The sequence below is a fragment of the Sphingomonas bacterium genome (assembly GCF_028292945.1).
Classification (GTDB): domain Bacteria; phylum Pseudomonadota; class Alphaproteobacteria; order Sphingomonadales; family Sphingomonadaceae; genus Sphingomonas.
Window position 1 is genome coordinate 1 of the sequence record NZ_JAQGLJ010000032.1, and the last position, 26,975, is coordinate 26,975.

Annotated in this window: 23 protein-coding genes; 13 read left to right on the forward strand and 10 right to left on the reverse strand. The window is 67.2% G+C overall.

The window, feature by feature from the left end:
- The 5 genes from JWN21_RS04140 to JWN21_RS04160 all read left to right on the forward strand — a co-directional run.
- Nucleotides 1-167, forward strand: a 167-nt coding sequence (locus JWN21_RS04140; protein ID WP_299646565.1) for a DUF2093 domain-containing protein, incomplete at its 5' end; no start/stop codon positions are given.
- Nucleotides 167-1,027 carry a M23 family metallopeptidase gene (locus JWN21_RS04145; RefSeq protein WP_299646528.1) on the forward strand — a complete coding sequence of 287 codons (861 nt, stop codon included), beginning with the start codon at nucleotides 167-169 and terminating at the stop codon, nucleotides 1,025-1,027. The genes JWN21_RS04140 and JWN21_RS04145, both read left to right, overlap by 1 nt.
- Nucleotides 1,028-1,221: 194 nt before the next feature.
- On the forward strand, nucleotides 1,222-4,485 hold the full coding sequence (locus JWN21_RS04150; RefSeq protein ID WP_299646530.1) for a TonB-dependent receptor: 3,264 nt from the start codon (nucleotides 1,222-1,224) through the stop codon (nucleotides 4,483-4,485).
- Nucleotides 4,403-4,780, forward strand: coding sequence for a sulfotransferase (locus JWN21_RS04155; RefSeq protein ID WP_299646532.1), 378 nt, complete (start codon nucleotides 4,403-4,405; stop codon nucleotides 4,778-4,780). The genes JWN21_RS04150 and JWN21_RS04155 overlap by 83 nt, the downstream gene beginning before the upstream one ends.
- A 3-nt stretch (nucleotides 4,781-4,783) precedes the next feature.
- Nucleotides 4,784-5,047: a hypothetical protein gene (locus JWN21_RS04160; protein ID WP_299646534.1), complete on the forward strand. Its 264-nt coding sequence runs from the start codon at nucleotides 4,784-4,786 to the stop codon at nucleotides 5,045-5,047.
- Between the two features lie 80 nt (nucleotides 5,048-5,127).
- Here the strand turns inward: JWN21_RS04160 and JWN21_RS04165 are convergent, their stop codons facing one another.
- Together JWN21_RS04165 and JWN21_RS04170 are read right to left on the reverse strand one after the other, a co-directional pair.
- Nucleotides 5,128-5,280, reverse strand: a complete 153-nt coding sequence (locus JWN21_RS04165; protein ID WP_299646536.1) for a hypothetical protein — start codon at nucleotides 5,278-5,280, stop codon at nucleotides 5,128-5,130.
- A 192-nt stretch (nucleotides 5,281-5,472) separates the two neighbouring features.
- Nucleotides 5,473-5,997 carry a hypothetical protein gene (locus JWN21_RS04170; RefSeq protein ID WP_299646538.1) on the reverse strand — a complete coding sequence of 175 codons (525 nt, stop codon included), beginning with the start codon at nucleotides 5,995-5,997 and terminating at the stop codon, nucleotides 5,473-5,475.
- A gap of 193 nt (nucleotides 5,998-6,190) precedes the next feature.
- Between JWN21_RS04170 and JWN21_RS04175 the strand changes: the two genes are divergently transcribed.
- On the forward strand, nucleotides 6,191-9,166 hold the full coding sequence (locus JWN21_RS04175; protein ID WP_299646540.1) for a TonB-dependent receptor: 2,976 nt from the start codon (nucleotides 6,191-6,193) through the stop codon (nucleotides 9,164-9,166).
- Between the two features lie 95 nt (nucleotides 9,167-9,261).
- On the opposite strand, the gene JWN21_RS04180 is transcribed toward JWN21_RS04175, so the two are convergent.
- From JWN21_RS04180 to JWN21_RS04190, 3 genes are read right to left on the reverse strand one after another with little or no spacing between them, the layout of a single operon-like run.
- Nucleotides 9,262-10,932, reverse strand: coding sequence for a putative 2OG-Fe(II) oxygenase (locus JWN21_RS04180; RefSeq protein ID WP_299646542.1), 1,671 nt, complete (start codon nucleotides 10,930-10,932; stop codon nucleotides 9,262-9,264).
- Nucleotides 10,932-11,354, reverse strand: coding sequence for a 2OG-Fe(II) oxygenase family protein (locus tag JWN21_RS04185; RefSeq protein ID WP_299646543.1), 423 nt, complete (start codon nucleotides 11,352-11,354; stop codon nucleotides 10,932-10,934). Before JWN21_RS04185 ends, JWN21_RS04180 begins: the two co-directional genes overlap by 1 nt.
- A 31-nt stretch (nucleotides 11,355-11,385) precedes the next feature.
- Entirely contained in the window at nucleotides 11,386-11,664 is a 279-nt protein-coding gene (locus JWN21_RS04190; RefSeq protein WP_299646544.1) for a hypothetical protein, read from the reverse strand.
- Nucleotides 11,665-12,029: 365 nt separating this feature from the next.
- Here JWN21_RS04190 and JWN21_RS04195 point away from each other — a divergent pair, with 365 nt between their 5' ends.
- Nucleotides 12,030-12,317 (forward strand): hypothetical protein, encoded by a 288-nt coding sequence (locus tag JWN21_RS04195; RefSeq protein WP_299646545.1) that lies wholly within the window; start codon nucleotides 12,030-12,032, stop codon nucleotides 12,315-12,317.
- 19 nt (nucleotides 12,318-12,336) lie between these two features.
- Here the strand turns inward: JWN21_RS04195 and clpB are convergent, their stop codons facing one another.
- On the reverse strand, nucleotides 12,337-14,913 hold the full coding sequence (clpB, locus tag JWN21_RS04200) for an ATP-dependent chaperone ClpB (protein ID WP_299646546.1): 2,577 nt from the start codon (nucleotides 14,911-14,913) through the stop codon (nucleotides 12,337-12,339).
- 47 nt (nucleotides 14,914-14,960) lie between these two features.
- Between clpB and JWN21_RS04205 the strand changes: the two genes are divergently transcribed.
- From JWN21_RS04205 to JWN21_RS04220, 4 genes are all read left to right on the forward strand, one after another.
- Nucleotides 14,961-17,180 (forward strand): penicillin acylase family protein, encoded by a 2,220-nt coding sequence (locus tag JWN21_RS04205; RefSeq protein WP_299646547.1) that lies wholly within the window; start codon nucleotides 14,961-14,963, stop codon nucleotides 17,178-17,180.
- 211 nt (nucleotides 17,181-17,391) lie between these two features.
- On the forward strand, nucleotides 17,392-20,220 hold the full coding sequence (locus JWN21_RS04210) for a pitrilysin family protein (RefSeq protein WP_299646548.1): 2,829 nt from the start codon (nucleotides 17,392-17,394) through the stop codon (nucleotides 20,218-20,220).
- A gap of 13 nt (nucleotides 20,221-20,233) precedes the next feature.
- Nucleotides 20,234-20,533: a hypothetical protein gene (locus JWN21_RS04215; protein ID WP_299646550.1), complete on the forward strand. Its 300-nt coding sequence runs from the start codon at nucleotides 20,234-20,236 to the stop codon at nucleotides 20,531-20,533.
- Nucleotides 20,534-20,716: 183 nt separating this feature from the next.
- On the forward strand, nucleotides 20,717-22,522 hold the full coding sequence (locus JWN21_RS04220; RefSeq protein WP_299646552.1) for a DUF885 family protein: 1,806 nt from the start codon (nucleotides 20,717-20,719) through the stop codon (nucleotides 22,520-22,522).
- Between the two features lie 26 nt (nucleotides 22,523-22,548).
- Here the strand turns inward: JWN21_RS04220 and JWN21_RS04225 are convergent, their stop codons facing one another.
- Nucleotides 22,549-23,631 carry a 5-(carboxyamino)imidazole ribonucleotide synthase gene (locus JWN21_RS04225; RefSeq protein ID WP_299646554.1) on the reverse strand — a complete coding sequence of 361 codons (1,083 nt, stop codon included), beginning with the start codon at nucleotides 23,629-23,631 and terminating at the stop codon, nucleotides 22,549-22,551.
- A gap of 142 nt (nucleotides 23,632-23,773) precedes the next feature.
- On the reverse strand, nucleotides 23,774-24,256 hold the full coding sequence (gene purE / locus JWN21_RS04230) for a 5-(carboxyamino)imidazole ribonucleotide mutase (RefSeq protein WP_299646556.1): 483 nt from the start codon (nucleotides 24,254-24,256) through the stop codon (nucleotides 23,774-23,776).
- Between the two features lie 46 nt (nucleotides 24,257-24,302).
- Here purE and JWN21_RS04235 point away from each other — a divergent pair, with 46 nt between their 5' ends.
- The gene (locus JWN21_RS04235; protein ID WP_299646558.1) at nucleotides 24,303-25,058 is read left to right on the forward strand and encodes a tryptophan 2,3-dioxygenase family protein; all 756 of its coding nucleotides are present in this window, start codon (nucleotides 24,303-24,305) and stop codon (nucleotides 25,056-25,058) included.
- 49 nt (nucleotides 25,059-25,107) lie between these two features.
- On the opposite strand, the gene JWN21_RS04240 is transcribed toward JWN21_RS04235, so the two are convergent.
- Both JWN21_RS04240 and gpmA read right to left on the reverse strand, forming a co-directional pair.
- On the reverse strand, nucleotides 25,108-25,779 hold the full coding sequence (locus tag JWN21_RS04240; RefSeq protein WP_299646560.1) for a hypothetical protein: 672 nt from the start codon (nucleotides 25,777-25,779) through the stop codon (nucleotides 25,108-25,110).
- Nucleotides 25,776-26,462 carry a 2,3-diphosphoglycerate-dependent phosphoglycerate mutase gene (gpmA, locus tag JWN21_RS04245; RefSeq protein WP_299646561.1) on the reverse strand — a complete coding sequence of 229 codons (687 nt, stop codon included), beginning with the start codon at nucleotides 26,460-26,462 and terminating at the stop codon, nucleotides 25,776-25,778. The genes JWN21_RS04240 and gpmA overlap by 4 nt, the downstream gene beginning before the upstream one ends.
- 97 nt (nucleotides 26,463-26,559) lie before the next feature.
- On the opposite strand from gpmA, the gene JWN21_RS04250 reads away from it, so the two are divergent.
- Nucleotides 26,560-26,975: dienelactone hydrolase family protein (locus JWN21_RS04250; protein WP_299646563.1), on the forward strand; the 416-nt coding region annotated here is incomplete at its 3' end.

The following is a 26,975-nucleotide window of genomic DNA, read 5'->3' on the forward strand; positions in this document are numbered from 1 at the left end:
TGCACTATTCCGCCAACGGTTTTCGCGTGCTCAGCCCCGGCGATCACGTGGTGTGCGGCGTCTCGGGCGCGCGCATTCCGCTGGACTCCTTGCGTTATTGGAACGTCGCCCGGCAGCAGGCCTATGCCACCGCCCAGATCGCCAGCGAGGCGATGGCGCCGCAGTGATGAAGGCGGTGATTGCCGGCGTGCTGGCGCTGACGGGATGCGTCGGCGCCCTAGCCTCGATCGGGGACGCGCAGAACGACGCGCGCATCCCGCTCGGCGGTCAGGTGCCGGTATTGCAAGGCCAGGCGATGCAGGGCGGGCTGGTGCGCGGACGCGGGCAAGGCGGTGCGACGCTGTTGCTCAATGGCCGACCGGTGCCGGTGGCGGCGGACGGCTCGTTCATCCTGGGTTTCGATCGCGATGCCGGGCCGAGCGCGCTGCTGGTGCAGCGCTCGCGTGCGGGGGAGGAGACCCGCCTGGCGATTGCGGTGCTTCCTCGCGCGTGGCGGATCGAGCGGGTCAACGCTCCCTATCGCGCCGGGCGTACCACCGCAGAGTTTGAAGCGCTGCGCCCCGGCGAACTGGCCCGCATCGCGGCGGCGCGCGGGCGGGTCACCGACGCGCAGGGGTGGCGACAGCTGTTTCGCTGGCCCGCGATCGGGCGGCAATCGGGCTGGTTCGGCGCACAGCGTGTCTATCAGGGCAAGCCGGGCGGCTATCATTCCGGCGCGGACGTGGCGCTGCCCACCGGCGCGCCGGTCACCGCACCCGCCGACGGGGTGGTGGTGCTGGCCGCCTCAACGCCGTTCACCCTGGAGGGACGGCTGCTGATGCTGGATCACGGCGCGGGGCTGTCGAGCGCGTTCCTCCATCTGTCGCGCATCGACGTGACGGACGGCGAAGCGGTGCGGCAGGGCCAGCTGATCGGCGCGGTGGGAGCGACGGGCCGGGTGACGGGACCGCATCTCCATTGGGGGCTGCAATGGCGCGGCGCAAAGCTTGATCCACTGCTGGTCGCGGGGCCGATGCCGGGGCGCTAGGCGCTGTTGCCGATAAGTTACACGTTCGCGACAAAGCTGACGCAGACGAATGCGACAGCTTTACAGACGCATGGCCCGGCAGCATTCGAGGCGACATCGTCCCGTTCAGCCGCACCGCCGCGGCCGTGGGACTTGCCACTTCCCCTCCTGCCGTTCGCGCGGCCAGAAGCGGGTCACAGCGAGGAATGAATTACGTGATCAGCAACTCGATCAAGGCGCTTCGGGCCGGCACTGCACTGCGCGCGCTGGCGCTGCTTGGTGCGGGCGTAAGTGGCTCCGCGATGTTCGCCGCTCCGGCCTATGCGCAGGACTACACCAACGTCGCCGCTACTGGTAAGGTCCAAGGCACCAACGGGGAGGCTGTAGCTGGAGCGACGGTCGAAATCCGGTCCGACGATCAGGGCTTTAGCCGGACGGCGACGACCGACTCGTCGGGCACGTTCCGCATTCAGCAGATCCCGCCGGGAAGCTACACGTTCACGATCACTGCTCCCGGTTTCGACACATTCACTGAAAGCGGCGTCACGCTCAACCAGTCGTCGGCTGCCAACCAGTTCACCCTGTCGGCAGTAGGGGCACCGGTCGGCGGCGACATCGTCGTGACCGCGGGGCGCGTCCGCACGGTCGATTTCGATCGCAACACCACTGGTGCGGTCATCAATGTCGGCGATCTTGCCACGCGCGTTCCGGTGGCACGCGACATCACCTCCGTCGTGCTTCTGTCGCCGGGCACGTCGGCGGGCGATACAGCTTTTGGCAACCTGCCGTCGATCAACGGCGGTTCGGTTTCCGAGAACGCCTACTTCATCAACGGCCTGAACATCACGCAGTTCCGCAACGGTCTGGGTTCGGTGCCGGTGCCGTTCGACTTCTACCAGACGGTCGAAGTGAAGAACGGTGGCCTCTCGGCCGAGTTCGGTCGGTCGACCGGCGGCTTCGTCAACGCCACTACGAAGTCGGGTTCGAACGACTTCCACGGCAGCGTCACTTTCAACTGGGAGCCCAACGAGCTGCTGTCGAAGGCGCCGAACAGTGCGGGCAGCGACCGCGACTCGTTCTACAACGAGCGTGAGGACATGATCGTCCAACTGTCGGGTCCCATCATCAAGGACCATCTGTTCTTCTACGGCATCTACAATGCGCGCAATGTGATCGCTAAGGGTGGCACCACCGGCACTGCTAGTGCGATCGGCACGGGTGCGAACGGCTGCGCCACCAATCCGACTTTCTGCACTGACTTTGCCGACCTCCGCAGCGTCGCCAATCTTACGCTCGTAGGCTCGGGCTACACCGTGGCTCGCAGCACCAGCCCGTTCTTCGGCGCCAAGATCGATGCAGTGATCATCGATGGCCAGCGGCTTGAGGGGACGTACTTCAACACGAAGGGCAACTCGAAGACGGATCTGTACGGCAGCGCGCTGTATACGTTGGCTAGCGGCGACCGCTTCAATCCGAACACGAACAATCCTGGGCGGTATGTGTCGAGCTCGGTCAGCGAATCGGGCGGTGAGAACTATGTGCTGCGCTACACCGGCACGTTCACCAACTGGCTGACGCTGTCGGCTGCGTATGGCGTCAACCAGAATCGCAGCAATACGCAGTCGACCGATCCGAGCATTCCTTTCATTGCGGACCAGCGCGGCGGCGGTAGCCTCAGCATCGGCAACTCGCTGTCGAACGCCGACATCAGCGAGGAGAAGCGCACCTTCTACCGCGCCGACGTCGACCTGAACTTCAACTTCCTTGGATCGCACCACATCCGTGGCGGCTACGATCGCGAAGATCTCGACCTGACCGGTCTGATCACCGCAAACGGCGGGTTCCAATACACGCTTGCCACGTCGACGGGCGACGCGACGACCCGTACGCCCGCCGGTACGCAATACGCAATTGCGCGGACCTTCATCTCGGGCGGTCAGTTCAACACCCGCAACGAGGCCTTTTACCTGCAGGACAGCTGGTCGCTGTTCGGCAACCGCGTGCAGCTCAACTTGGGCATTCGCAATGATCGGTTCGTCAACCGCAACGCGGACGGTGTCGCGTTCTATACGTCGGGCGATCAGTGGGGTCCGCGCCTCGGCTTCAGTGCCGATCCGTTCGGGGATGGCCGCACCAAGGTTTATGGCTCGTTCAACAGGTACTTCCTGCCGGTCGCTTCGAATACCAACCTCCGTCTGGCAGGCAGCGAGCTCGATTTCGACGCATATTATCGCCTGACGGGCCTCAACGCGAACAACACCCCGATCCTCGGTACGCCGATCACCACTGGTGCGGGATTCGAAGCCTGCCCAGGCGGCTCGCCGGCGGGCACCGCGTGCGTGGTCCGCAACGACGGCCGTGTTCCCGGTACCGCCACCACGGTGGCCGCCAACCTGAAGTCGCAGTCGACCGACGAGTTCATTCTCGGCGTCGAGCAGCGGCTGGGCAATGGCATTCGGGTCGGCCTGTTCGGCACCTATACTAAGCTTAACGACTCGCTCGAGGACGCGGCGCTCGACCAGGCGATCATTCCGCTCTGCGTTGCCGCGGGCAACTCCGGCGCGGCCTGCACGGCCATCTTCAACGGTGTGCACCAGTATGCGCTGATCAACCCGGGTCGTGATGTCACCATCACCTTGAGCGATCCGTTCCCGAACCAGACGACGGCTCAGACCGTGACTTTGTCGGCGGCGGCACTCGGCTATCCGGCTGCAAAGCGGACGTACAAGGCGGTGACCGCGACCTTCGAGCGCGAGTTCGACGGCGTGTGGAGCTTCAACGCCAACTACACCTGGTCGAAGAACGAAGGAAACATCGAGGGCGGCATCCGCTCGGACAATGCTCAGACCGACTCGGGCCTGACGACCGCGTTCGATCTTCCCGCGCTGACCAACGGCTCTTTCGGCTTTCTGCCGAACGATCGTCGCCACAATTTCAAGGCGTACGGCAGCGTTAAGATCACCGACTGGCTGACGGTCGGCGCTCAGGCGCAGATCGCCTCGCCGCGGCGTTTCGGTTGCCTCGGTCGCACGCCGATCAGCGCCGACGCCACGCCGTTCGCGGTGGGCGGCCTGGCTGGTCGCTTCTATGGTGCAGGGGGCTTCTACTGTAACCTCGACAGCAGCGGTAATGTCGTGCGGAATCCTGCGACCGCGGTGATCAACGACTCGCCGTTCCTCACGGGCGGTGCCGCCAACCCGGCTGCTCGTGCGTCAACCCTGCAGCTGACGCCACGTGGCAGCATCTTCGAGTCGGATTGGCTCTACAATCTGAACCTGGACGCAGCGATCCGCGTGCCGACCGACGCCTTCGACGCGACGTTCCGCGTGTCGGTGTTCAATGTTCTGAACCGTCAGGCGAAGCTCGACTTCACCGAGACCGGCACGACTGGTACGGGTGTGCCGAACCCGACCTACTCGCTGCCGACAGTGTATCAGGCGCCGCGGTCGGTGCGTCTGCAGTTCCAGGTCGGCTTCTAAGCCGACAGCGAGCACAAAGGAAAAGGGCCGGCTTTCGCCGGCCCTTTTTTTTGTCGGTCCGCCCTGGCCAGCCGCGCAGCGCCGCAAGGCGATCAGCCCACCTCCAACACCGGTCTCCTATCCCATTCGTCCAACCCGCCGTGTGGTCGACAATACCCTGGAAGCGTGCCGTTATCTGGGAACGCTGGCGGCACTTGCGCCGGATGTCCCGATCCTGTGGCTGCGTCGCGATCCACTCGACTGCGCTTGGTCGGCATATCGGACGTTCTTTATACACGGCATGCCGTGGAGTTGATCGTTGCCCGACATCGCCGCGCACTTTCCCCTTGAGGATGCATTGTTCGAGCAGTTGCGGGAGAAGCTGGGGGATCGGCTGATGGTCGAGGACTCTGCCGCATTGGTCCGCAATCCCGAGCCGGCGACCCGTCTGATGCTGGCGCCTTGCGGCCTCGACTTCGACGCTGCGACGCTGGCGCCGCACGAGACCGGGCGAGCCGTGGCCGCGGCTAGCGCCGTACAGGTGCGCCCGGCCGATCGACCTCGGGGGAGTTGGAACGGCTGATCGTTACCGTTCCCACCTCCAGCCGTTTGTCGACGCCTATACCAGCTGAGGCATCAGGCGGCCGTCGCCCTCCTCTGAGGTCACCCTCGCCTGTCCTTGACCTCGCCGCCCACGACCAGGTCGGCGAGCGGCTTCCAGCCGTAACGCTGGACCGCGCGTTTCAAAGGACGCGCGCGATAGACCGGTTCATAGCCGACGCGGCCGAGCCATGCCCGCGTGGCCGCGGCCCGCACGAGCGTGATCTTGCGATCGGCGCGCAGCCGCTGGACGCGGCCAACCGGATGGGACCGATCGGTCCGTGTCGGCTTGGCCCAGCCGATGACCTGGAAGCGTTTCCCAGATCATAGGGCTACAGCGGAACGAAAGCTGTCTCTCGATCGGGCGGTCCGTCGCCACTCAGTAGCCTGAACTGGCGTCACGCCAACCTAACGAACCCGTTGGATCCGGATGCTGCGCTGACGGTTGAACGAGCCCAGATAGCTGCCGAGAGCGCCCCGCTTGATGTGAACCGTGTCTCCCACTTTCGGATCGATCCTGCCGCGCTCGACCGTGCGCCAGACCGATTTGTCGGCGAAAGTCAGCAGGAGGCCCTCGCGACCGCTCACCGACAATCCCGTCACGGTGGAGTCAAGCGTCTCCACGCTGGGGATCTTGCCGCCGCCACTACCGAAGAGGTTGATGTCGGGAAGCGACAGGCCGAACAGCGAGCGACGCCTCTGCCGCACTTCCTCGCCGCTCAACACCGTCAGCCCGCTGCCCGCGCGCACCTTTGCCAGATCGCCGACAGCACGGTCGTAACAGGCCAGCCGCTGAACGTCGCTCGTCACCGTTCGGCACTGCGTCACGCCATCGACCAACGCGTCGCCGGTGGCTTCCTGTGCCCACGCCGGACCGGCGACAGCGAACGTGGCGAGCATCACCAATGACCGCATCGTGCGCAACCCGCTCACCCTTGCCAACCCCCGTGCGCGTCAAGCCAGACTGTATGCGGGCGTGTGTTAGTATGGTCACAATGTCAAGCAAATCGGCCCGGACCGGCCCTACGGCATTGCAGCACGAAACGACGTCCGCTTATGCTGGCCCCTCTGGAGACCGATAGCGCAACAAGCGGCGCGGTCACTCGAAATCAAAAGGGGTACATTGATGATGAAGATGCGTTCGCGGTTGCTTGCAACCACCTTCGGTGCCGGCGCGCTGATGATGTCCACGCAGGCGCACGCCCAGGTCGGCACCCCTGCCGCCGAGCAGACCAATTCGGCCGATGCGACCGACGCGGCGACCGATGTCGTCGTGACCGGATCGCGCATTCAGCGCACGGACCTTACCTCTGCCAGCCCGATCGCGGTCGTGTCCGCCGAGGAATTTGCACTTTCCGGCGCGGTGAACGTCGAGCAGGTGCTGAACACGCTGCCCCAGGTGTTGCCCGGCACGACCGGCTTCTCGAACAACCCCGGCAGCGGCGCCGCGACGCTGAACCTGCGCAACCTTGGTCCGACGCGCACCCTGGTGCTGGTCAACGGCCGCCGCTGGATGTTCTACGATACCAATCAGATCGTCGATCTGAACACGATTCCGCAGTTCCTGATTTCGGGCGTGGACGTCGTGACCGGCGGCGCGTCGGCCGTGTATGGCTCGGACGCGGTTGCAGGCGTCGTCAATTTCCGCCTCCGCAACAACCTCTCAGGTATCGAGGCGGGTACCACCTACGCGATCACCGAGCGCGGCGACGCGCGTCGCTATTCCGCGGATCTCGCGATCGGCGCGAACCTTCCCGATGGCCGCGGCAACGTGACAGCGTTCGCGAACTACACGCGTCGTTCGTCGGTGTTCGCAGGTGCCCGGCAGTTCTCGCAGACTGCCGCTGGCGGCGGCTGCATCGTTCCGGGCAGCACCGCGGACGGCACCCGGCTCGGTACTCCGCTTCCCTCTGGCATTGCGCTGGCCACCTGCGCGGCGCGCAATGGCGAAGTCGGCCTTGTGCCGCAGGGATCGCCGACTGGCCCGATCGCGACCTTTGGCGTCGGAACCGACACCTTCATCTTCAACCCGGCCGGCGGTGGTTCGCGCACGTTCCAGGATCCGGGCGATCTCTATAACTTCAATCCGGTCAACTACCTGCAGTTGCCGCAGGAGCGGTACCTGCTCGGTGGCTACGGCAACTACAAGGTCACGGACGGTGTGGAGTTCTATACGGAGCTCAGCTACGTCAACAGTCAGGTCTCTACCGAGCTTGCTCCCACCCCGACCGGCGTCACCGCCAACCTCCAGATCGCGAGCCCGTTCTTCAACGCGCAGACCCGTACCCTGTTGACCCAGCAGGACCTGACGGACGCCACCCCCGGCAACGGTTCTGCCACGACCAACGTCAGCTACCGCTTCCTGTCGGCCGGTTCGCGCAATCAGGAGCAGACGCGTCAGGCGTTCCGCGTCTTGGGCGGCGTACGTGGCGATCTGGCCGAGAAACTGCGGTACGATGCGTTTTATTCCTATGCTCGCACGACCAACCAGCAGATCCAGCGCGGCAACGTGTCGCGCAGCCGGTATGTTGCTGCGCTGCAGACGGACTTCGACGCCACCGGCGCGCTGCGGTGTTCGGACGCAGCGGCTCGTGCGGCGGGCTGTGTACCGATCAACGTGTTCGGTAGTGGGCTCGCGAGCCAGCAGGCGGTCAGTTACGTCTCGGTCAATTCGACCAACCTTGAACAGTCGGAACTGAAGAACGCGGTCGCTTCGATTTCCGGCTCGCTGTTCAACTTCGGAATGGGCGCCGACGATGTCGCCTTTGCGTTCGGCGGTGAGTATCGTCAGATGCGGTCGCGGTATATTCCGGACACCTTCCTGTCGTCTGGCGATGTGCTCGGCTTCAATGCCGGTCAGCCCACGTCGGGCGGCTATGACGTGAAGGAGGTGTTCGGCGAGCTGCGTGTTCCGTTGATGCGCGACGGCTTCCTCTATGCGGTCGAGCTGAACGGTGCGGCGCGTTATTCGGACTATTCGCTGGCCGCCGTTGGTGGCAGCTGGACGTACACGGGCGGCGCCGAAATCGCGCCGATCCGCGATGTTCGTTTCCGTGGTCAGTATTCGCGCGCAGTCCGTGCCCCGAACGTGGCGGACCTGTTCTCGGGCAACAGGACCGACTTCCCCGGTGCGATCGATCCCTGCTCGGATCGTGGCTCGGTCGCGAGCCGTACCGACGCTCTGCGGAACTTCTGCGTTGCACAGGGCGTGCCTGCGGCCAACGTCTTCACTCGTCTGGTTCAGCCGGCGGCGCAGATCCAAGCCGACGTCGGTGGCAATCCGAATGTCGGCGAGGAAACGTCCGATACCTACACCGTAGGTGCAGTGATCTCGCCATCGTTCATCCCACGGCTCAACGTGACGGTCGACTATTACAACATCAAGGTCGAGGACACGATCGGCGTGCTGGCCGGCGGTCTCGCATCGGCGCTGAGCCTTTGCTATCAAACGATCCGTGATGCAGCGAACCCGATCTGTTCGGTCTTCACTGGTCGGCGCAGCGCGCAGGGTGCGCTGGGCCAGACGGCTGGTGGGTCGAACCCGCAGTTCCTCAGCGCCAACGTCGGCACCTTCAAGAACAGCGGCATCGACGTGCAGGTCGATTACAACCTGCCGCTCGCCGATGGTCGCCTGAGCTTCTTCTACCTGGGCACCTACCTGGACAAGTTCCGGACCATCCCGATCTCGGCGATCCCGCAGCGCGAGAACATCCTGGAAGGCACCTTCGGGTCGCCGCGCTATCGGCACACCACGCGCGTGACATACCAGAAGGGAGGCGCGCAGCTGTCGCTGCGCTGGCGCTACGAGGGCAAGTCGAAGAACAGCCTGATCGACAACGTGTTCAGTGGGACGACCCGCGTCGGCACCTCCGAGGCACTGCTGGCGACGCCACGGCTCGAGGCGTTCAACTATTTCGACCTGACGGCGGGCGTCGACGTGTCCGATGCCCTCACGTTCAACATCGGTGTGCTGAACCTGCTCGACAAGAAGCCGCCGATCATTGGTCAGGCACCGGACGGGGCGGAGCAGAACAACACTCTGCCGAGCTTCTACGATGTGCTCGGGCGCGACTTCTTCGTGTCGGCGCGGCTGCGCTTCTGATCGAGCCTGGATCCAGTTAGCAAAGGGGGCGGTGGAACTTCGGTTCCGCCGCCCTTTTTGTTGCGCCTGCAGCGGCCGGCAGCTGGCGCGTGATCTCAGCCGGCGGCGGTCACGTCGAACGCGACGGTCGTTCGCCGACCGGCACTGATCGGGCGAGTGCCGTGAAACAACGTGCTGGGGAACAGCGCGCACAATCCTACCTGGGGTGCGATCGTCGCGATCGGCGGCAGGTCGACACGCAGCTCGGCGGGTGGTCGCCCCAGTTCCAGCCTGCCTTGGCCGCCCTGATCCAAGACCTGCGACGGCACGGCCAGATAAGCGGCCGACGACAGGATCCCATGGGGATGGATATGGGGGGCATGATGACCGGCCCCATCGAGCCGGATCGACCAGCTGCCGTTGATCAGCCAAGGTTTGTCGCGATATCGCAGGAGCGGATGCGACGGGTCGCTCGGTGGCAATCCAGCACGATAGGTCTCGAGCGCTCGCGTGACTGCGTTTGCGATCAATGCGATCTCCGGCTCCGGCCGGGCGAACAGCGCGCCCCTAGTCTGGCTGCCGTGCTTGACCGACTGGCCGACCGGCATCCCCGACCGGTCATGTAGCCGATCTAGTAGCGCGCGCAGCGACGTCACCTGTTCGTCCGACAGATCGAGCGGCACCGTTTGGATCACTCCCGGCTGGCCGTGCAGCCATGTATGCCGCTCGTCCCCGAGCAAGCGCCAGCACAGGTCGCGCAACCCCCAACCGGTCACATCGCCAGGAGCAGCGCGGACCGCGGCTTCGAGCAACTCATCAGCCGCCAGCGGATCGGCTTCGCGCAGTCGCTGCCGCGCTTCCGCCACTTGCCACGCCGGCTCATCCCGTCGGTGCCCATCGAACAAGGCCCACGCGCGCGCATCGTCACCCGCTTCGCCCGCCGCGATCGCTTCGGCGAGCGCCAGGTCCGAGTCCGCGGACCAGAACCGCCGCGCCGCCGACAGCACGTCGGCCGCCGCCGACTGCCGATCGACGCCCGCCAGCATCGCCGCCCATGACCGGTACACGCCCGGTTCGCGCGCTGCCTTGACAGCAGCTACATAGTGATCCGCGAAGGCGTCGCCGTCGCCGCGTGCCCAGCGCAGTCTGGCATGCAGCTCCAGTCCCTCGGTCCAGCCCGTAAGCTGTGTCGCCAGCGCTTCTGAGACGATCAGCGCCTCGGCGCTGCGCCCTGCCGCGTCGAGCGCCTGCGCATAGCCAAGCAATACGTTCGGATCGCCGGGGCTGGCGCTCAGCGCACGCTCGTGATCGTCGACCGCGCGGTCCTCGCCGCGCTCCAAGCCCGCGCGCGCGCGGCCGATGCGCGCGCGTACATTCGTCGGATCGCGCCGCAGCGCCTCGTCGTAGCTCGCTGCGGCCGCTCCCGTCTCGCCTGACGTCAGTTCGGCGGCGGCACGGACGGTCCAATAGCGGGGCGCGGCCGACAGGTCCGCCGCGCGTTCACGAAGATATGCCGCCGCCTCTGTTGCCCTGCCCAGCCGAGTTAGCACCACCGCACGGTTGATCGCTGCCTCGTGCAGGCCGGGTGCGAGCAAAAGCGCGCGGTCGAACAGCGTCAGCGCCGTCTCGGGTCGCCCGGCGCCGGCGTGGAAATTGCCGGCGCTGTTGGCGAAGGCGGCGTCGGTCGGATGCGCCGCCAGGCCAGCGGCGAACAGTTGCGCCGCGCCGCCGTCGTCGCCGGCCGCCTTCGCCGCCAGCGCCCGCTGGCGCATCGTGGCCGCGTCCATCAGCGGTCGCGCAACCAGCCGGTGATCGAATAGCGGCCGACCGGCGCGAATGGCGGCACATAGCTGACCGCATGTGGCGCCGGCACGGCGAACAGGCTCAACGCGTTGAAGCGCGGCCGATACCCGGCGACCACGTCGCCGTCCTCGTCGAAGAACTGGAGGTATCCGCCCAAGCCGGGTCGCCAGTCGCCCGCGCACATGCTCAGCACATCTGCGATCCGCCAGCCTTCGGCGGCATGCACGTCGACAGGCAGCGGCAGAAACTGATTGGGCGCGAACAGCGTCGCCTGCGCCTCCGCCTCTATCAGCTGGGGCATGCCGGTGACCGCGCGGATGAGATCCAGAAAAGGTTCGGCATTTAGGTGTTCGAGCAGCGCATCGAAGGCCCCGCCGGGGTCCCATTTGCCAAGGTACGCGTCCAAGATCGGGTAGCGGGCATAGGAAAAGGCATAATCACGGCCCCTGCATCGCGCGAAAAACCTTTTCGGACGCGGCGGAGCGTTGGCTAAGAGACATCGCCGCCAATTGCCTGGCCTCAAGCCCGTGCGGCCCGTCATCCCCGGCGCGCCAGCCGAGTCCCCATGGCGTTTCGCGTGCCAGCACCTGGTGCAGCGCCGCAGCGGCGTCGGCGGTCAACAGGTCCCGGATCTGCACGCGACGGTCGACCGCGAAGCGTGCCGCCGATGCGCCGACATCGATGGCCGGGTTGAGGTCGAAGAGACTGATGGTCACCTGGAGCGTTCATCCTTTGCACCCGACGATTGGCGGGAGCCACAGACCCGGATAAAGCTGCCGTCGTGGCCGCCCAGCTTCCCTTTTCCCTCAACCCCGCTTTGGATGCAACCGGACTGGCGCGCCGTTTCGCGACGAGTGGACGGGCGCAGATCGGCGACATTCTGACGCGGACGCGGCGGTCGCGCTGCACGCAACGTTGCAGGGCCGTGACGACTGGCTGCAGGTGATCAACTCGGGCGACAAGCTGTTCGAGCTTGGTCGCAAACCCGGGCGGGCATGACGCCTGAGCAGCGAGAGGCGCTCGACACCGCCGTCCATGCCGGCGCCCGCAGCGGCTCCAGTTTGGTTGCGAGACGATCCGCGTGCCTGATGATGGCGCGGCTCGTGCGGCCAGCACCGATCCGCTGGCCGCGCTCGCGACCTTTTTGTCGATCGGCGCGGCGCGCGATCTGCTGCGTACCGTGACAGGCGAGCCGACCATCGCCTTCGCCGATGCGCAGGCGACGGCCTATGCTCCCGGAGACCTGCTGACCGCCCACGATGATCGCGTCGCGGGCAAGCGGCGCAAGGCCGCCTACGTATTGAGCGTCACCAACGGCATAGCGTCAGCGAGGTATCCCGCGCCGCGCCTAATCGCCGGTATTCGGTGACGGGTTGGCTGCGCGAGGCCTAGCCCACGTTCAACGCCAACTTCCCATCCCCCTCGTCGACGTTGACCGTCGCGCCGTCCTTGACCTCCCCGCGCAGGATCAGATCGGCGAGGGGGTCCTGCAGGTGGCGCTGGACCGCGCGCTTTAATGGGCGTGCGCCGTACACCGGATCGTAGCCGACCCGACCCAGCCATGCGCGTGCGGCGTCGGTGAGGTTCAGCACGATCTTGCGGTCGGCGAGCAGCTTGCCGACGCGGCCGACCTGGATGTCGACGATCGGCGCCATATGCTGCTGGCTGAGGCGGTGGAACAGGATCACCTCGTCCAGCCGGTTGAGGAACTCCGGTCGGAAATGCGCGCGGACGATGTCCATGACCTGTGGCTCGACGCTCTCGACGTCCTGGCCGTCTTCCAGGTTCGCCAGGTACTGCGAGCCTAGGTTGGAGGTCAGGATAATCAGCGTGTTGCTGAAATCCACCGTGCGGCCCTGGCCATCGGTCAGCCGTCCGTCGTCGAGCACCTGCAACAGCACGTTGAACACGTCGCCATGCGCCTTCTCGACCTCGTCGAAGAGAACGACCTGATAGGGCCGCCGCCGCACCGCCTCGGTCAGCACGCCACCCTCTTCATAGCCGACATAGCCGGGGGGTGCGCCGATCAGGCGGGCGACGGCGTGCTTCTCCATGAACTCGCTCATGTCGATGCGTACCATCGCGTTGTCATCGTCGAACAGGAAGCCTGCGAGCGCCTTGGTCAGCTCGGTCTTGCCCACCCCAGTCGGCCCCAGGAACAGAAACGAGCCGAGCGGGCGGTTCGGGTCCTGCAACCCCGCGCGCGCTCTCCGCACCGCGGTGGAGACCGCACGCACCGCGTCGGCCTGACCGATCACGCGCCTGCCGATCGCGCCCTCCATCGCCAACAGCTTCTCGCGCTCGCCTTCGAGCATCCGGTCGACCGGGATGCCCGTCCAGCGCGCGACGACGCCGGCGATGTCCTCGGCGGTCACCTCTTCGCGCAGCATCGTGCCCGACTGCGCCTCGTCGGCCTCCGCGATCTGCTTTTGCAGGGACGGGATGGTTCCGTAGGAAAGCTCGCCGGCCTTGGTCAGATCGCCCGCGCGCTGCGCCTGTTCGAGCGCCAGCCGCGCCGCGTCGAGCTGTTCGGCCAGCTTCGCGCCGGCGGCGATCTTGTCCTTGTCCGCCTGCCAGCGGAGCGTCAGCGCGCCCGACTGTTCCTCCAGCCGCACCAGCTCGATCTCCAATGTCGCGAGCCGGTCTTTCGACGCGCGGTCGAGCTCCTTCTTCAGCGCCTCGCGCTCGATCTTGAGCTGGATGATGCGCCGGTCGAGGTTCTCGATCTCCTCGGGCTTGCTCTCCACCTCCATGCGCAGGCGGCTCGCCGCCTCGTCCATCAGGTCGATCGCCTTGTCGGGCAGGAAGCGGTCGGTGATGTAGCGGTTGGACAATGTCGCCGCAGCGACCAACGCGCCGTCGGTGATGCGCACGCCATGGTGCAGCTCGTATTTGTCCTTCAATCCGCGCAGGATCGACACGGTGTCGGGCACCGTCGGCTCGCCGACGAACACCGGCTGAAACCGCCTTTGCAGCGCCGGGTCCTTCTCGACATATTTACGGTATTCGTCGAGCGTGGTGGCACCCACGCAGTGCAGCTCGCCACGCGCAAGCGCGGGCTTGAGCAGATTGCCCGCGTCCATTGCTCCTTCGGATTTACCAGCGCCGATCAGCTGATGCATCTCGTCGATGAACAGGACGATGTCGCCCTCGGCCGCCTTGACCTCGTCAAGCACGCCCTTGAGTCGCTCCTCGAATTCGCCGCGGTACTTGGCCCCCGCGATCAGCGCGCCGAGATCGAGCGACATCAGCCGCCGGTCCTTTAGCGTGTCGGGCACGTCGCCGTTGGCGATGCGCAGCGCCAGCCCTTCCGCGATCGCGGTCTTGCCGACGCCGGGCTCGCCGATCAGCGCCGGGTTGTTCTTGGTGCGGCGCGCGAGGATCTGGATCGTGCGGCGGATCTCCTCGTCGCGGCCGATCACCGGGTCGAGCTTGCCGTCGCGCGCGGCCTGGGTGAGATCGCGCGCGAACTTCTTGAGCGCCTCGTATCGGTCCTCCGCACCGGCGGTGTCGGCGGAACGGCCGTTGCGCAGGGCGTTAATCGCGGTGTTCAGCCCTTCGGGGGTGACGTTCGCCGTCTTCAGCGCCTTGCCGGCGGTGCCGGTGGACAGCGCCAACGCGAGCAGCAGCCGTTCGACGGTGACGAAGCTGTCGCCCGCCTTGGTCGCGACCTGCTCCGCCTGGTCGAGCATGCGCACGGTGTCATTGGTCAGCCCCGGCGTGGATTGCGCGCCCGAACCGGTGACGGCAGGCAGCTTCGCCAATGCGGCGTCAATTTCCGCCGTCGCACGCTTCGCATCGCCGCCCGCCGCGCCGATCAGCCCGGCGGCCATGCCCTGCTCGTCCTCCAGCAGCGCCTTCAGGACGTGCTCTGGCGCGATGCCCTGGTGGTTGGAGCGGATCGCGACGGTCTGCGCCGATTGCAGGAAGCCCTTGGCGCGGTCGGTGAATTTCTCGAGGTTCATGGCTGCCCCTGTTGGTCGTCTGCGGGATGTAGAGTTGCGCTCTCGCCATGCAACTATTCGTCATGCCGACCTTGAGCCGGCATCCATGGTGCCGCAAGGACAACCGCAGCCGGTATTTGCGGCACGTTGGACACCGGCTCAAGGCCGGGGTGACGGGGGAGGAGCAAGTGCTGCGTAAGATTGGCCTCTGCGTGCTCGCGCTTGGGATCCTCATCGTCGTTGGCCTCGCCACCTGGGAGCCATTGCTCGCCGAGCGGGTCGCGCCGCCGCCCGCGCGCAAATACGACAGCGTCATCGCACGCGACCGCTGGAGCGTGCCGCACATCTTTGGGCGCACCGATGCGGATACCGCCTACGGCATCGGCTATGCGCATGCGGAGGACGATTTTACGACCTTGCAGGACGTGCTGGCGATGACGCGCGGGCGGCTGGGCGCGATCTCGGGGCAGGACGGGGCCAAGACTGATTACGTCGTCCACCTGCTCGGCGCGCGCGCGACGATCGATCGGGATTACATGAAGCAGCCAGCCGACGTCCGCGCGCTGCTCGATGGCTATGCCTCGGGGCTGAACGCCTATGCCAGGCGGCATCCGGGCGAGGTCAAGCTGGCGAAGCTGTTCCCGGTCAACGGACAGGATGTGGCGACTGGCTTCGTGGTGCGCTCGCCGTTCTTCTTCGGGTTGGACGGAGTGCTGGCCTCACTGGTCGGCGACAAGCCGCTGCCGTCCGAAGCCGCAGCCCCCGCGACAACACCGGTGGGACCGAACGCGGCCGAGAACGGCTCCAACGCGTTCGCGGTCGCGCCCAAACGGTCCGCGGACGGCTGGACGCGGCTGGTGTCCAACTCGCATCAGCCGTGGCGAGGCGGCGTCGCCTGGTACGAACTCGTGGTGCATTCCGGGCAGGGGTGGAATTTTGCGGGCGCGACTTTTCCCGGCGCGCCGTTTCCGCTTCTGGGGCATAACGAGACGCTAGGTTGGACCAACACGGTCAACCGGCCCGACCTGATCGACGTCTACAAGCTCACGACAGACGGCAACCGCTATCGCTACGACGGGCAGTGGCGGCCGATCGAGCGGCGGCGCGTGTGGCTGCCGGTGAAGCTGTGGGGTCCGTTCGTCCTGCCGGTGCCGAAGATGGTGGCGCGGGCGGTGCAGGGGCCGGTGATCGAGAACGAGGCGGGTGCGTTCGCAATCCGCTATGCCGGTGCGGACCAACTGCGCATGGTGGAGCAATATTACCGTATCACCCGCGCGCGGAACTGGGCGGAATGGGACCGCGCGATGCAGCTGCAGGGCATCCCCGCCACCAACTTCGTCTACGCCGATGCGACCGGCAAGATCGCGCTGATCTACAATGCCATGTTCCCCAACCGGCGCGGGGGCGCGAACTATGCGGGCGTGCTGCCGGGCGATCAGAGCCGCTTCTTCACGCCGGGGACGGTGGCGTGGAGCGCCGTGCCCAAGAACATCGATCCGGCGTCGGGCTTTCTTCAGAACGCCAACAACGCGCCCTATCTGGCGGCCGGTCCCGGGTCCGAGCTGCCGCCGCAGCCGCCACTGCTCGGCGTCGAACGCGACGCGACCAATCGCGGCACGCGTGCGGTGGAGCTGCTGAGCGCGGACCGATCGATCAGCCAGGCCGAGCTGGAGGCGATCAAGTACGACACCGCCGTATCGCGGCAGGGCTGGGCGAAGAGCTGGTTCGACGACATCGAACAGGCGAGCCATGACGAGACCACGTCGGCTGGGCAGGTGCTGCTGCGCGAGTGGGACTGGAATTTCGACGGGCGCGGGCCGGCGGACGCGCTGGCACTGATGGTAATGCGCACCGGCAACGCCTGGTATTACCGCCGGCAGGAGCGGACCGAGCCGGTCGTGGCGCTGCGGGAGGCGATGGACCATCTCCGCAAACATTTCGGCCGCATCGATCCGCCGCTGGGCGACGTGCTGCGGCTACGGCAGGGCAAGGTGGACCTGCCGCTGGACGGCGGTCCCGACGTGCTGCGCGCGATGCCGCTATGGGATGTCGAGGAGGACGGCCGGCTCGCGGTTAAGCATGGCGACAGCTTCCTGATGTTCATGGCCTGGGACCGGCAGGGGCGCGTGCGGTCACGTTCAATCCAGCCGTTCGGCGCGGCGACGACCCGGCCCGACTCGCCGCACTACGCGGATCAGGCGGCGCTGTTCACGCGGCGGCAGACCAAGCCCGTGTGGTTCTCGCCGGCGGCGCTGCGGGCAAATGTGGAGCGGGTGTACCGGCCGTAGAGATCCTCCCCGGAACGGGAGGTGGCGGCGCGAAGCGCTGACGGTGAGGGTTGTCGAGCAGGGGTGCCGGGCGTCGAAAGCCCCCTCCACCACCCGGCTGCGCCGGGCGGTCCCCTCCCCGTGGACGGGGAGGATCGCAGCTGTGATCGCTTGCTCCCCTCACCGTCCTACCGCTATACACCGGCAAAACACCGTTCAGGATGCTAAAACCATGAACTTCAAGAGTTTCGCGCTCGCGACCGCCGCCACCGTCGTCGCTGCCCCTGCACTTGCGCAGACCGGCGTGCCGGCCGCGCAGCTCGTACGCCAGGTCGATATCCCCTATCAACAGTTCACGCTCGCCAACGGTTTGCGCGTCATCGTCCATACCGATCGCAAGGCGCCCATCGTCGCCGTCTCGGTGTGGTACGACGTCGGCGCCAAGCACGAGCCCAAGGGGTCGACCGGCTTCGCGCATCTGTTCGAGCATCTGATGTTCAACGGTTCCGAGAACGCGCCCGACGATTTCTTCGAGCCGCTCAAGCAGGTCGGCGCGACTGACTTCAACGGCACCACCAATCTCGATCGCACCAACTACTTCGAGACGGTGCCGACGGCCGCACTGGAGCGCGCGCTGTTCCTGGAGAGCGATCGCATGGGTTATCTGCTCGGCGCGATCACGCAGGCCAAGCTCGACGAGCAGCGCGGCGTCGTCCAGAACGAGAAGCGGCAGGGCGACAACCAGCCCTATGGCCTGGTCCAGTACAAGATCACCGAAGGGTTGTTCTCGCCCGATCATCCCTACGGTCACTCGACGATCGGTTCGATGGCCGATCTCGACGCCGCCAGCCTGGAGACGGTGAAGAACTGGTTCCGGGACAATTATGGTCCCAACAATGCGGTGCTGGTGCTGGCGGGCGACGTTGACCTCGCCACCGCGCGGCCGCTGGTTGAGAAATACTTCGGCGCGATCAAGCGCGGACCGAAGAGCGTGACGCGCCCGGCGCCTGTTCCGACGCTGCCCGCAGCCAAGGCGGAGGTCATCAAGGATCGTGTCGCCGCAACGCTGATCACGCGCAACTGGTCCGTCCCGGGCAGCGCCGATCCTGAGTCGGCGGCGCTGGACGTCGCCGCGTCGGTGCTGGGCGGGCTCGCGTCGAGCCGCCTCGACAACGCGCTGGTGCGGCAGGACAAGACCGCGGTGCAGGTCTCGGCTTTCTCCGGCGGTGGATCGCAGGTCGGCGGCTTCCGCATTCAGGCGGTGGTGCGGCCGGGTGCCGATGCGGCGGCGGTGAATGCGCGCATCGATGCCGTGATGGCGGACTTTCTGAAGAACGGCCCGACGGCCGACGAGGTCAACCGCGTCGTCACGACGCGAGCGGCGAACACGATCCAGGGGCTGGAATCGGTCGGCGGGTTCGGCGGCAAGGCCGTGGCGCTGGCGCAGGGCGAGCTGTTCTACAACGACCCGAGCTTCTACAAGAAGCGCCTGGCGCTGCTCGCGGCGCAGACCCCCGCCACGGTGAAGGCGGCGGCCAACAAGTGGCTGACGCGCCCGGTCTATGCGCTGACCGTCGAGCGCGGCGAGCGCGACAAATACGAGGAAGCGCGCGTGCCGGCGGCGGTCGCGGTCAAGCCCGCGCCGACGACGGCGTTCAAGGGCACGCGCGGCCCCCTGCCGCCGGTCGGCGCGCTGACCGGGCTGAGCTTTCCGGCGGTCGAGCGCACGCGGCTGAAGAACGGCATTGAGCTGGTCTATGCGCAGCGCACTGCGGTGCCGGTGACGCAGGTGGCGCTGGCGTTCGACGCCGGCACCGCAGCCGACGTGCCCGGCAAACTCGGCACGCAGGCGCTGACGCTGAGCATGATGGACGAGGGCACCGCCAGGCTCAACTCGATCCAGCTCGCCGAGGCCAAGGAGCGGCTGGGCGCGTCGATCGGCACCGGCTCCGGCCCCGATCGCACCACCGTGTCGCTGGACGTGCCGAGCGCCAACCTCGCGCCCGCGCTGGACCTGTTCGCCGACATCGCGCGCGCGCCAGCGTTCAGCGAGCAGGAGCTGGGGCGGGTCAAACAACAGCAGCTCGCCGGCATCGCGCAGGAGCTGACCAGTCCCAATGGCCTGATCGGCCGCGTCGTGCCGCCGCTGATCTATGGGCCGAACAGCCCCTACGCGAAGTCGCAGGGCGGTGGCGATCCGCGCGCGGTGGCGGCGCTGACCCGCGCCGATCTGGTCGCGTTCCAGCAGGCATGGCTGCGCCCGGACAAGGCCAAGTTCTTCGTCGTCAGCGACCGGCCGCTGGCGCAGATCAAGGCGGCGCTGGATGCCGAGTTCGGCGACTGGATCCCGACCGGCACGGCGGGGGTGAAAAACTTCGCCGCTTCGACCCCGTCGCCATCCAAGATCGTGCTGGTCGATCGCCCCGACAGCCCGCAGTCGGTGATCGTCGGCGCGATTCCGACGACGTTGAAGGGCACGGGCGACCTGGTGCCGATCACCACCGCCAACGACGCGCTCGGCGGCAGCTTCCTGGGCCGCATCAACATGGAGCTGCGCGAGCGCAAGGGCTGGTCTTACGGCGCGCGCGGCAATCTGCAGACGGCGGCGGAGGCGGCACCCTATGTCATCACCGCGCCGGTGCAGGCCAACCAGACCGGCCCTTCGTTGGCGCTCGCCCGCGAAAAGGTCGCCGCGTTCCTCGGCAAGGAACCGATGACACAGGTGGAGTTCGACCGCGCGATCAACGGTGCCGTCAACGCGCTGCCGGGCACCTACGAGACGTCCGGCGCGGTGCTGGCGGCGATGATGAGCAACGACCTGTACAAGCGGCCCGACAACTATCAATCGACGCTGGCGGCGCGCTATCGTGGCTACACACTGCCGCAGCTCAACAGCGCCATTCAGGGTGCGATCGATCTCGACAAGACGATTTGGGTGGTCGTCGGCGATGCCAAGGTGGTGCGCCCGCAGCTTGACTCGCTGGGCCTCCCCGTCGAAGTCGTGCCCGCGGCGTCGGTCGCGGGCGCGCCGCTCGGCGTGCCGGCGGCGGCTGGTCAGTAACGGAGAGAATAGCATGGCGGATGTGGACGGCAGCTGGGACTGCACGGTGAAATCGCCATTGGGCGACCAGAAGATGACGGTGACGGTCAAGGTCGACGGCTCGACCTGGTCGGGCAACGTGTCGGGCGCGATGGGTGCCACCGATATCTCGGGCGAGGCCAGCGGCAACACGATCAGCTGGAAGCAGCAGATGACGGTGCCGATGCCGATGACGCTCGACTGCCAGGCGACCGCCGAGGGCGATACGATGACGGGGACCGTGGGCGCGGGGGCGTTCGGAAGCTTTCCGCTGTCGGGTACGCGTTCCGCCTGACGGCCATGTAGTTGCGAACAGGAGCTGCCCGTTCTCCATCCCGGAGAGCGGGCCGTTTAGCATTTTTCGTCACCCCGGCCTTGAGCCGGGGTCCAGCGTGCGGCAGGCTTGGCGTCTGCCAGTCGAGCGCTACGCTCGCGGCTTGTTGGATGCCGGCTCAAGGCCGGCATGACGGAGGATTAGATGAACGCGACGAAGCGCGAGTTCCTGGCGGGTACCGCTTCTATTGGCGCGATAGCGCTCCTGCCGACCGCCGCCACCGCCCAGCCCAAAACCCCGCTCAACGCCCTTTTCGACGATCTCGTCCAGGCCCAGCTCCGTCGCGGGCCGGAGGGCGCGACCAACCTCGGCCTCGACACCGGGATCAACGCGGACCTGCGCGCGAAGCTGTCCGACCAGTCGCTCGCCGCCATCGCGCGCAACCGCGCCGAAACGCGCGCCGAGCTGAAGCGGCTGGAAGCGATCGACTCCGCCAAGCTGACCGAGGACGAGCGCGTCGATCTCGCCTGCGTGCTCTACACGCGGCGCACCGCGGTGGCGGTGCAGCGGTTCGACTTCGGCGGCTCTGGCTACGGCCCAAGCCCATACGTTATCTCGCAGCAATCGGGCGCTTATCAGTCCGTTCCCGATTTTCTTGACACCAAGCACCGGATCGAGACCGCCGGGGACGCCGACGCCTACCTCATGCGGATGCGCGCCTTTGCGGGCCAGCTCGAGGCGCAGACCGAGCGCATGCGCCGCGACGCGGGCGCGGGGGTGATCCCGCCCGATTACATCCTCGACCTGGTGTTGACGCAGCTCGGCAAGCTGCGCGTGCCGGCGGGCGAGGCGCTGGTGGTGCAGTCGCTCACGCGGCGTGCCGCCGCAAAGGGGCTGGCCCAGCGCTACGCCGCCGATGCGCGGCGGATCCACACTGCCGAGATCCTGCCCGCGCTGGAGAAGCAGACCGCGCTTACCCGGACGTTGCGGGCACGTGCCACGCATGACGCGGGCGCGTGGAAGCTGCCCGACGGTGCGGACTTCTACGCCGCGTCACTGCGCGCCAACACGACATTGAACATGTCGGCGGACGAGGTGCATCGCTTCGGCCTGGAGCAGGCCAAGTCGATTTCCGCGCGCATGGATGTGGTGCTGCGGGCACAAGGCTTTACCCAAGGCACGGTCGGCGAGCGGATGGCGGCGCTGGCCCGCGACCCGAGATACCTGTTTCCCAACACCGAGGCCGGCAAGCTCGCCGCGATCGCGCATTGCAACGAGCGTCAGGCCGCGATCAACAAGCGTCTGCCGTCGGTGTTCGAGCGCATGCCGCCCTACAGCTTCGAGGTCCGTCGCGTCCCGCCGCAGACGGAAGCCGGAGCGGCCGGCGCCTTTGCACAGTCGCCGTCGCTGGACGGGACGCGACCGGGACTGGTCTATTTCAACCTGCGCGACACCGCCGACTGGCCGAAGTTCGACCTGACCACCACGACGTTTCACGAGGGCCTGCCGGGTCACCAGCTGGAGGGCGGCCTGGCGCTGTCGAACACGCGCCTGCCGCTGATCCGAAAGATCACCGGCTTTTCCGGCTATGGCGAGGGCTGGGCGCTGTATTCGGAGCAGCTGGCCGACGAGATCGGCATGTATGACGACGACCCGCTCGGCCGGCTGGGGTATCTTAAGGCGCAGCTGTTCCGCGCCAACCGCTGCGTCGTCGATACCGGGCTGCACCAGTATCGCTGGACCCGGGAGCGCGCGATCAAGTATTTCATGGACGCGCAGGGCGACACGCTGGGGGACGCATCGCGCGAGATCGACCGCTACACCGTCAATCCAGGTCAGGCGTGTTCATACAAGCTCGGTCATTCGGTATTCGCGGACGTGCGTGAGCGCGCCAAGGCGAAGATGGGCGGGCGGTTTGACCTGAAGGCGTACCACACCGCCGTGCTGCGCCACGGGCGGCTGCCGCTCGACGTACTACGTGACGTTGGGGACCGGTGGATGGACGCCTGACTCCCTCTCCCGCCTGCGGGAGAGGATTAGCGCAGCACGCGCGTCACATGCCCCATCTTGCGGCCTTCGCGCATCGTCTTGCCGTAGAGGTGCAGGTGCGCGCCGTCCTCCGCCAGCAGCGCGGGCCAGCGGTCGGCCTGCTCGCCGAGCAGGTTCTCCATAGTCGCGCCCGCCCCGGTCAGCGCGGTCAAGCCGAGCGGCAAGCCGCACACCGCGCGGATATGGTTCTCGAACTGCGAGGTGACCGCGCCCTCGATCGTCCAATGACCGCTGTTGTGGACGCGCGGGGCCATCTCGTTGAATACCGGGCCGTCCGCCGTGGCGAAGAACTCGCAGGCGAGGACGCCGACATGGCCGAGCGCCTCTGCGATGCGCTTGGCCAACGCGATCGCCTCCGCCGCCTGCTCGCGCACCAACGCCGAGGCGGGAACGGCCGACGTCGCAAGCACGCCATCGACATGGACGTTCTCCGGCACGGCCCACACCGCCGTCGCGCCGTCCGTGCCGCGCGCGAGCAGGACGGAAAACTCCGCCGCGAAATTAACCCGCGCCTCCAGGATGGCCGCGTGACCGGCCGGAGGGCGGGGCGGGCGGCCGATCGCCTCCCAGGCGCTGGCGGCATCCCCGGGCGTATCGATCCGCGCCTGACCCTTGCCGTCATAGCCGAACAGCGTCGTCTTCAGGATCGCCGGCGTGCCGATCTGCCTGACCGCTGCATGCAACGCGTCGAGACCGTCAACCGGCGCCCAGTCGGCCGTGCGGCCGCCCAGCTCCGCCACAAGCGCCTTTTCGTGCGGGCGATAACGCGACACGTCGAGCGAGCGCGCGGACGGATGCACCGCGATGCGGCCGGCGAGATAGCTGACCGCATGCGGATCGACATTCTCGAACTCGTAGGTGGCGACATCGACGCGCGCGGCGAAGGCGCGCATCGCGTCGCCATCCTCGAACCGGGCCTGCGTCCATTCCGCCGCGACCTCGGTCGCCGGGCCGCTCGCCTCGGGCGCGAAGACGTGGACACGATAGCCGAGCTGCGCCGCGGCAAGGCCGAGCATCCGGCCGAGCTGTCCGCCGCCGAGGATGCCGATGGTGGAGCCGGGCGGGATCATTCGCGCGTTGGTAGGGTGAGCCCCTCCCCGGCGAAAGCCGGGGCCCAGCTAAAGCAAAAGGACGCCGCGGCAGCGCCGGTCTTCGCAATGCGAAGACACTGGGCCCCGGCTTTCGCCGGGGAAGCGATGCAAGCGTTCTGACTCAACACGGCACCTCCGCCACACCCGCCGTCTGCGCCGCGCGCCACGCCTGCAGCCGCTCCGACAGATCAGGATCGCCGGTCGCCAGGATCGCCGCCGCGAGCAGCCCGGCGTTGATCGCGCCCGGCTTGCCGATCGCCAGCGTGCCCACCGGCACACCGCCGGGCATCTGCACGATCGAGAGCAGGCTATCCATCCCGCTCAGCGCCTTTGACTCCACCGGCACGCCCAGCACCGGCAGGTGCGTGCATGCCGCCGCCATCCCCGGCAGATGCGCCGCGCCGCCCGCACCTGCCACGATCACCTTCAGCCCGCGTCCTGCGGCGCTCTTCGCATAGTCGTAGAGCCGATCGGGCGTACGGTGCGCCGACACCACGCGGGTCTCGTGGGGCACGCCCAGTACGTCCAGCACCTCGGCGGCATGGCGCATCGTCTCCCAGTCGGACTGCGAGCCCATGATGATGCCGACCAGCGCGTCCCCCATGCATCGCGATTAACGCCTCCCGGCGCGCAATGCTACACTCGCCCGCATGACCATGACCTACGACCGCTATCTCGCGCTCGACCGGCTGCTCGACGCGCAGCATCCGCTGTCGGACCGCCACGACGAACTGCTATTCATCATCGTCCATCAGACCAAGGAGCTGTGGCTGAAGCAGATGGTCGCCGAGCTGCTGCCCGCCAAGGCGCTGATCCGCGCAGGGCGGCTGACGGAGGCGTACAAGAACCTGGCGCGGGTCAGTCGCATCCAGGCGGTGATGACGCTGTCGTGGGACGTGCTCGCGACGATGACGCCGGCGGATTATACCAGCTTCCGCGATGTGCTGGGCGGCAGTTCTGGCTTCCAGTCGGACCAGTTCCGCAGCCTCGAGGTGCTGCTGGGGCTGCGCGGCGGGAGAGGGGGGCCGATGGCGGACGCCTTCGCGGCATCCCCAAGCCTGTGGGACGACGCCAACGCGGCGCTAGCGGCGGCGGGGTTCGCCGTGCCCGCCAGTGCGCTGGAGCGGGATTGGGCGGAGCCGTACGTCCCTGACGACGGCGTCGAGGCTGCGTGGGCAGCGGTCTATGGCGATCTCGACCGCTGGTGGGCCTTGTATCAGCTCGCCGAGAAACTGGTCGACATCGACGACGCGATGGCGACATGGCGGCACAAACATGTGCTCACCGTCAGCCGCATCATCGGCGGCAAGCGCGGCACGGGCGGGTCGGCGGGGGTGTCGTATCTGGAATCGACGCTGACCAAGCGTGCGTTTCCGGAGCTGTGGAGTTTGCGGTCCCGGTTGTAGCCCGTTCCGCCGGGAAGGGGACAATGGCCCGAGAAGCAGCTTCGATCGTTTAGCGCGTCGCGCCGATGTCGCTGTACCGCGTCACCGAGTTGATCGTCCCGCCCTTGCCCATCATCGAGCCGCCGATGTCCGCGCCGTTGCCGGTCGGGAACGGCCGCCCGTCGGGCAGGCGTGCGTAGCTGGCGGTCAGGACATAGCGATCGACCTTCGCGACCAGCATCGCGCGGAAGCCCTTGAGCGAGGTGTAGCGGACCCGCTCGACGAACGGTGTCGGGCCGCTGGTGTTGACCACTGCCTCGGCCGCCGTGTCCGCCGACACGTCGCGGTCGCCGATCTTGAGCCCACCCTTGGGCAGCCGCGCGAACCGGTAGGTCGTCGTGCCCACGACCCGGGTCGCCGGCGCGCCGAACCATTGCGCCAGCCGGACATAGCTGGGCGGGGGCGAGCCGCTTGCCGCCTTGACGATCCGTGCCGCCTCCTTGGGGGTAGGCGCGCGCCCGTCGATGCTCGCGACGACCCACCGCTTGCCCGCGGGCGCGCGCGGATCGTGGCGCGTGACGACCGTCTGCGCCTTCGACCCGCTCCGCTCGATGCGGGTGGTCGATGTGAACGCCACGTCGGCGGTGGCGGACTGGCGCATCCCGGCGAGCACCTGATCCTGCAGCGGATCGGCGGCGGCCGGAGCGGCGATCAGCAGCGCGGCCAGCGCCGGCGCCCTCAACGCTCGCTCAGATAATAGCGGTCGAGCGCGTTCAGCTCGGCGTCCAGCTCGTACACGATCGGCTGGCCCGTCGGGATCTCGAGGCCCGTGATCTCATCATCGGGAATTGCGGACAGATGCTTGACCAACGCGCGCAACGAGTTGCCGTGCGCGGAGATCAGCACGCGCTGCCCGTCCTTGAGCGCGGGCGCGATGCGGCCATCCCAATAGGGCAGCACGCGCGCGATCGTGTCCTTCAGGCTCTCGGCATGCGGCACGGGAACGCCCGCGTAGCGGCGGTCGCCGGACAGATCATACGCGCTCCCCGCTTCCTGCGCGGGCGGCGGCGTGTCGAAGCTGCGGCGCCATATCTTGACCTGCGCATCGCCGTGCTTCGCCGCCGTCTCCGCCTTGTCGAGGCCGGTCAGTCCGCCATAATGGCGCTCGTTGAGCCGCCAATGCTTCTCCGTCGGCAGCCACAGCCGCCCCATCGCCTCCAGTGCGATGTTCAGCGTCTTGATCGCGCGCGTCTGCAGCGAGGTGAAGGTGAGGTCGAAGTCGAGCCCCTTGGCGGCCATCAGCTCCCCCGCCGCACGCGCCTCCGCCTCGCCCTTGTCGGTCATCGCGACGTCCCACCAGCCGGTGAAGCGGTTCTCCAAATTCCACGCGGACTGGCCGTGGCGGATCAGGACGAGCTGAGGCATCAATAAACTCCGTTCGGGCTGAGCTTGTCGAAGCCCCTTTCCTTTGCTGATAGTGAAGAACAGCCCTTCGACAAGCTCAGGGCGAACGGAGGGTGCGATGATAGTACGCGAGACGCGGGTGTATGACGGGCCCGGCGGGCCGTTCGAGGGCGTGTTCGCAGCTGACGACGAGGTCGAGGCGGCGCGGCCGGGCGTGCTGATCTGCGCCAACGTGCTGGGGCAGAAGGAGGCGGACAATGTCATCGCCGAGCGGCTGGCGGGGCTGGGCTATGTCGGCTTTGCCTGCGACGTGTTCGGCCAGGGGAAGCGCGCGCAGCGGGGTCCCGACATGCGGCGCTACATGGACGAGATGATGGCCGACCGCGCCCAGCTCCGCGACCGGCTGGCGGCGAGCCTGGCGGTGCTGAAGGACCACCCCGCCGTCGATGCGCGCCGCACGGCGGCGATCGGCTATTGCTTCGGCGGGCTGTGCGTCCTCGACCTCGCGCGGTCGGGGGCGGACCTGCTGGGCGG

Excerpts from the sequence above, each read along its gene's own strand:
- JWN21_RS04220 (WP_299646552.1), top strand. The coding sequence starts at position 20,717 with ATGAACGCGACGAAGCGCGAGTTCCTGGCGGGTACCGCTTCTATTGGC.
- purE (WP_299646556.1), bottom strand. The coding sequence starts at position 24,256 with ATGGGGGACGCGCTGGTCGGCATCATCATGGGCTCGCAGTCCGACTGG.
- JWN21_RS04145 (WP_299646528.1), top strand. The coding sequence starts at position 167 with ATGAAGGCGGTGATTGCCGGCGTGCTGGCGCTGACGGGATGCGTCGGC.
- JWN21_RS04205 (WP_299646547.1), top strand. The coding sequence starts at position 14,961 with ATGCAACTATTCGTCATGCCGACCTTGAGCCGGCATCCATGGTGCCGC.
- JWN21_RS04235 (WP_299646558.1), top strand. The coding sequence starts at position 24,303 with ATGACCATGACCTACGACCGCTATCTCGCGCTCGACCGGCTGCTCGAC.
- JWN21_RS04225 (WP_299646554.1), bottom strand. The coding sequence starts at position 23,631 with ATGATCCCGCCCGGCTCCACCATCGGCATCCTCGGCGGCGGACAGCTC.
- JWN21_RS04210 (WP_299646548.1), top strand. The coding sequence starts at position 17,392 with ATGAACTTCAAGAGTTTCGCGCTCGCGACCGCCGCCACCGTCGTCGCT.
- JWN21_RS04215 (WP_299646550.1), top strand. The coding sequence starts at position 20,234 with ATGGCGGATGTGGACGGCAGCTGGGACTGCACGGTGAAATCGCCATTG.
- JWN21_RS04175 (WP_299646540.1), top strand. The coding sequence starts at position 6,191 with ATGATGAAGATGCGTTCGCGGTTGCTTGCAACCACCTTCGGTGCCGGC.
- JWN21_RS04180 (WP_299646542.1), bottom strand. The coding sequence starts at position 10,932 with ATGGACGCGGCCACGATGCGCCAGCGGGCGCTGGCGGCGAAGGCGGCC.
- clpB (WP_299646546.1), bottom strand. The coding sequence starts at position 14,913 with ATGAACCTCGAGAAATTCACCGACCGCGCCAAGGGCTTCCTGCAATCG.
- gpmA (WP_299646561.1), bottom strand. The coding sequence starts at position 26,462 with ATGCCTCAGCTCGTCCTGATCCGCCACGGCCAGTCCGCGTGGAATTTG.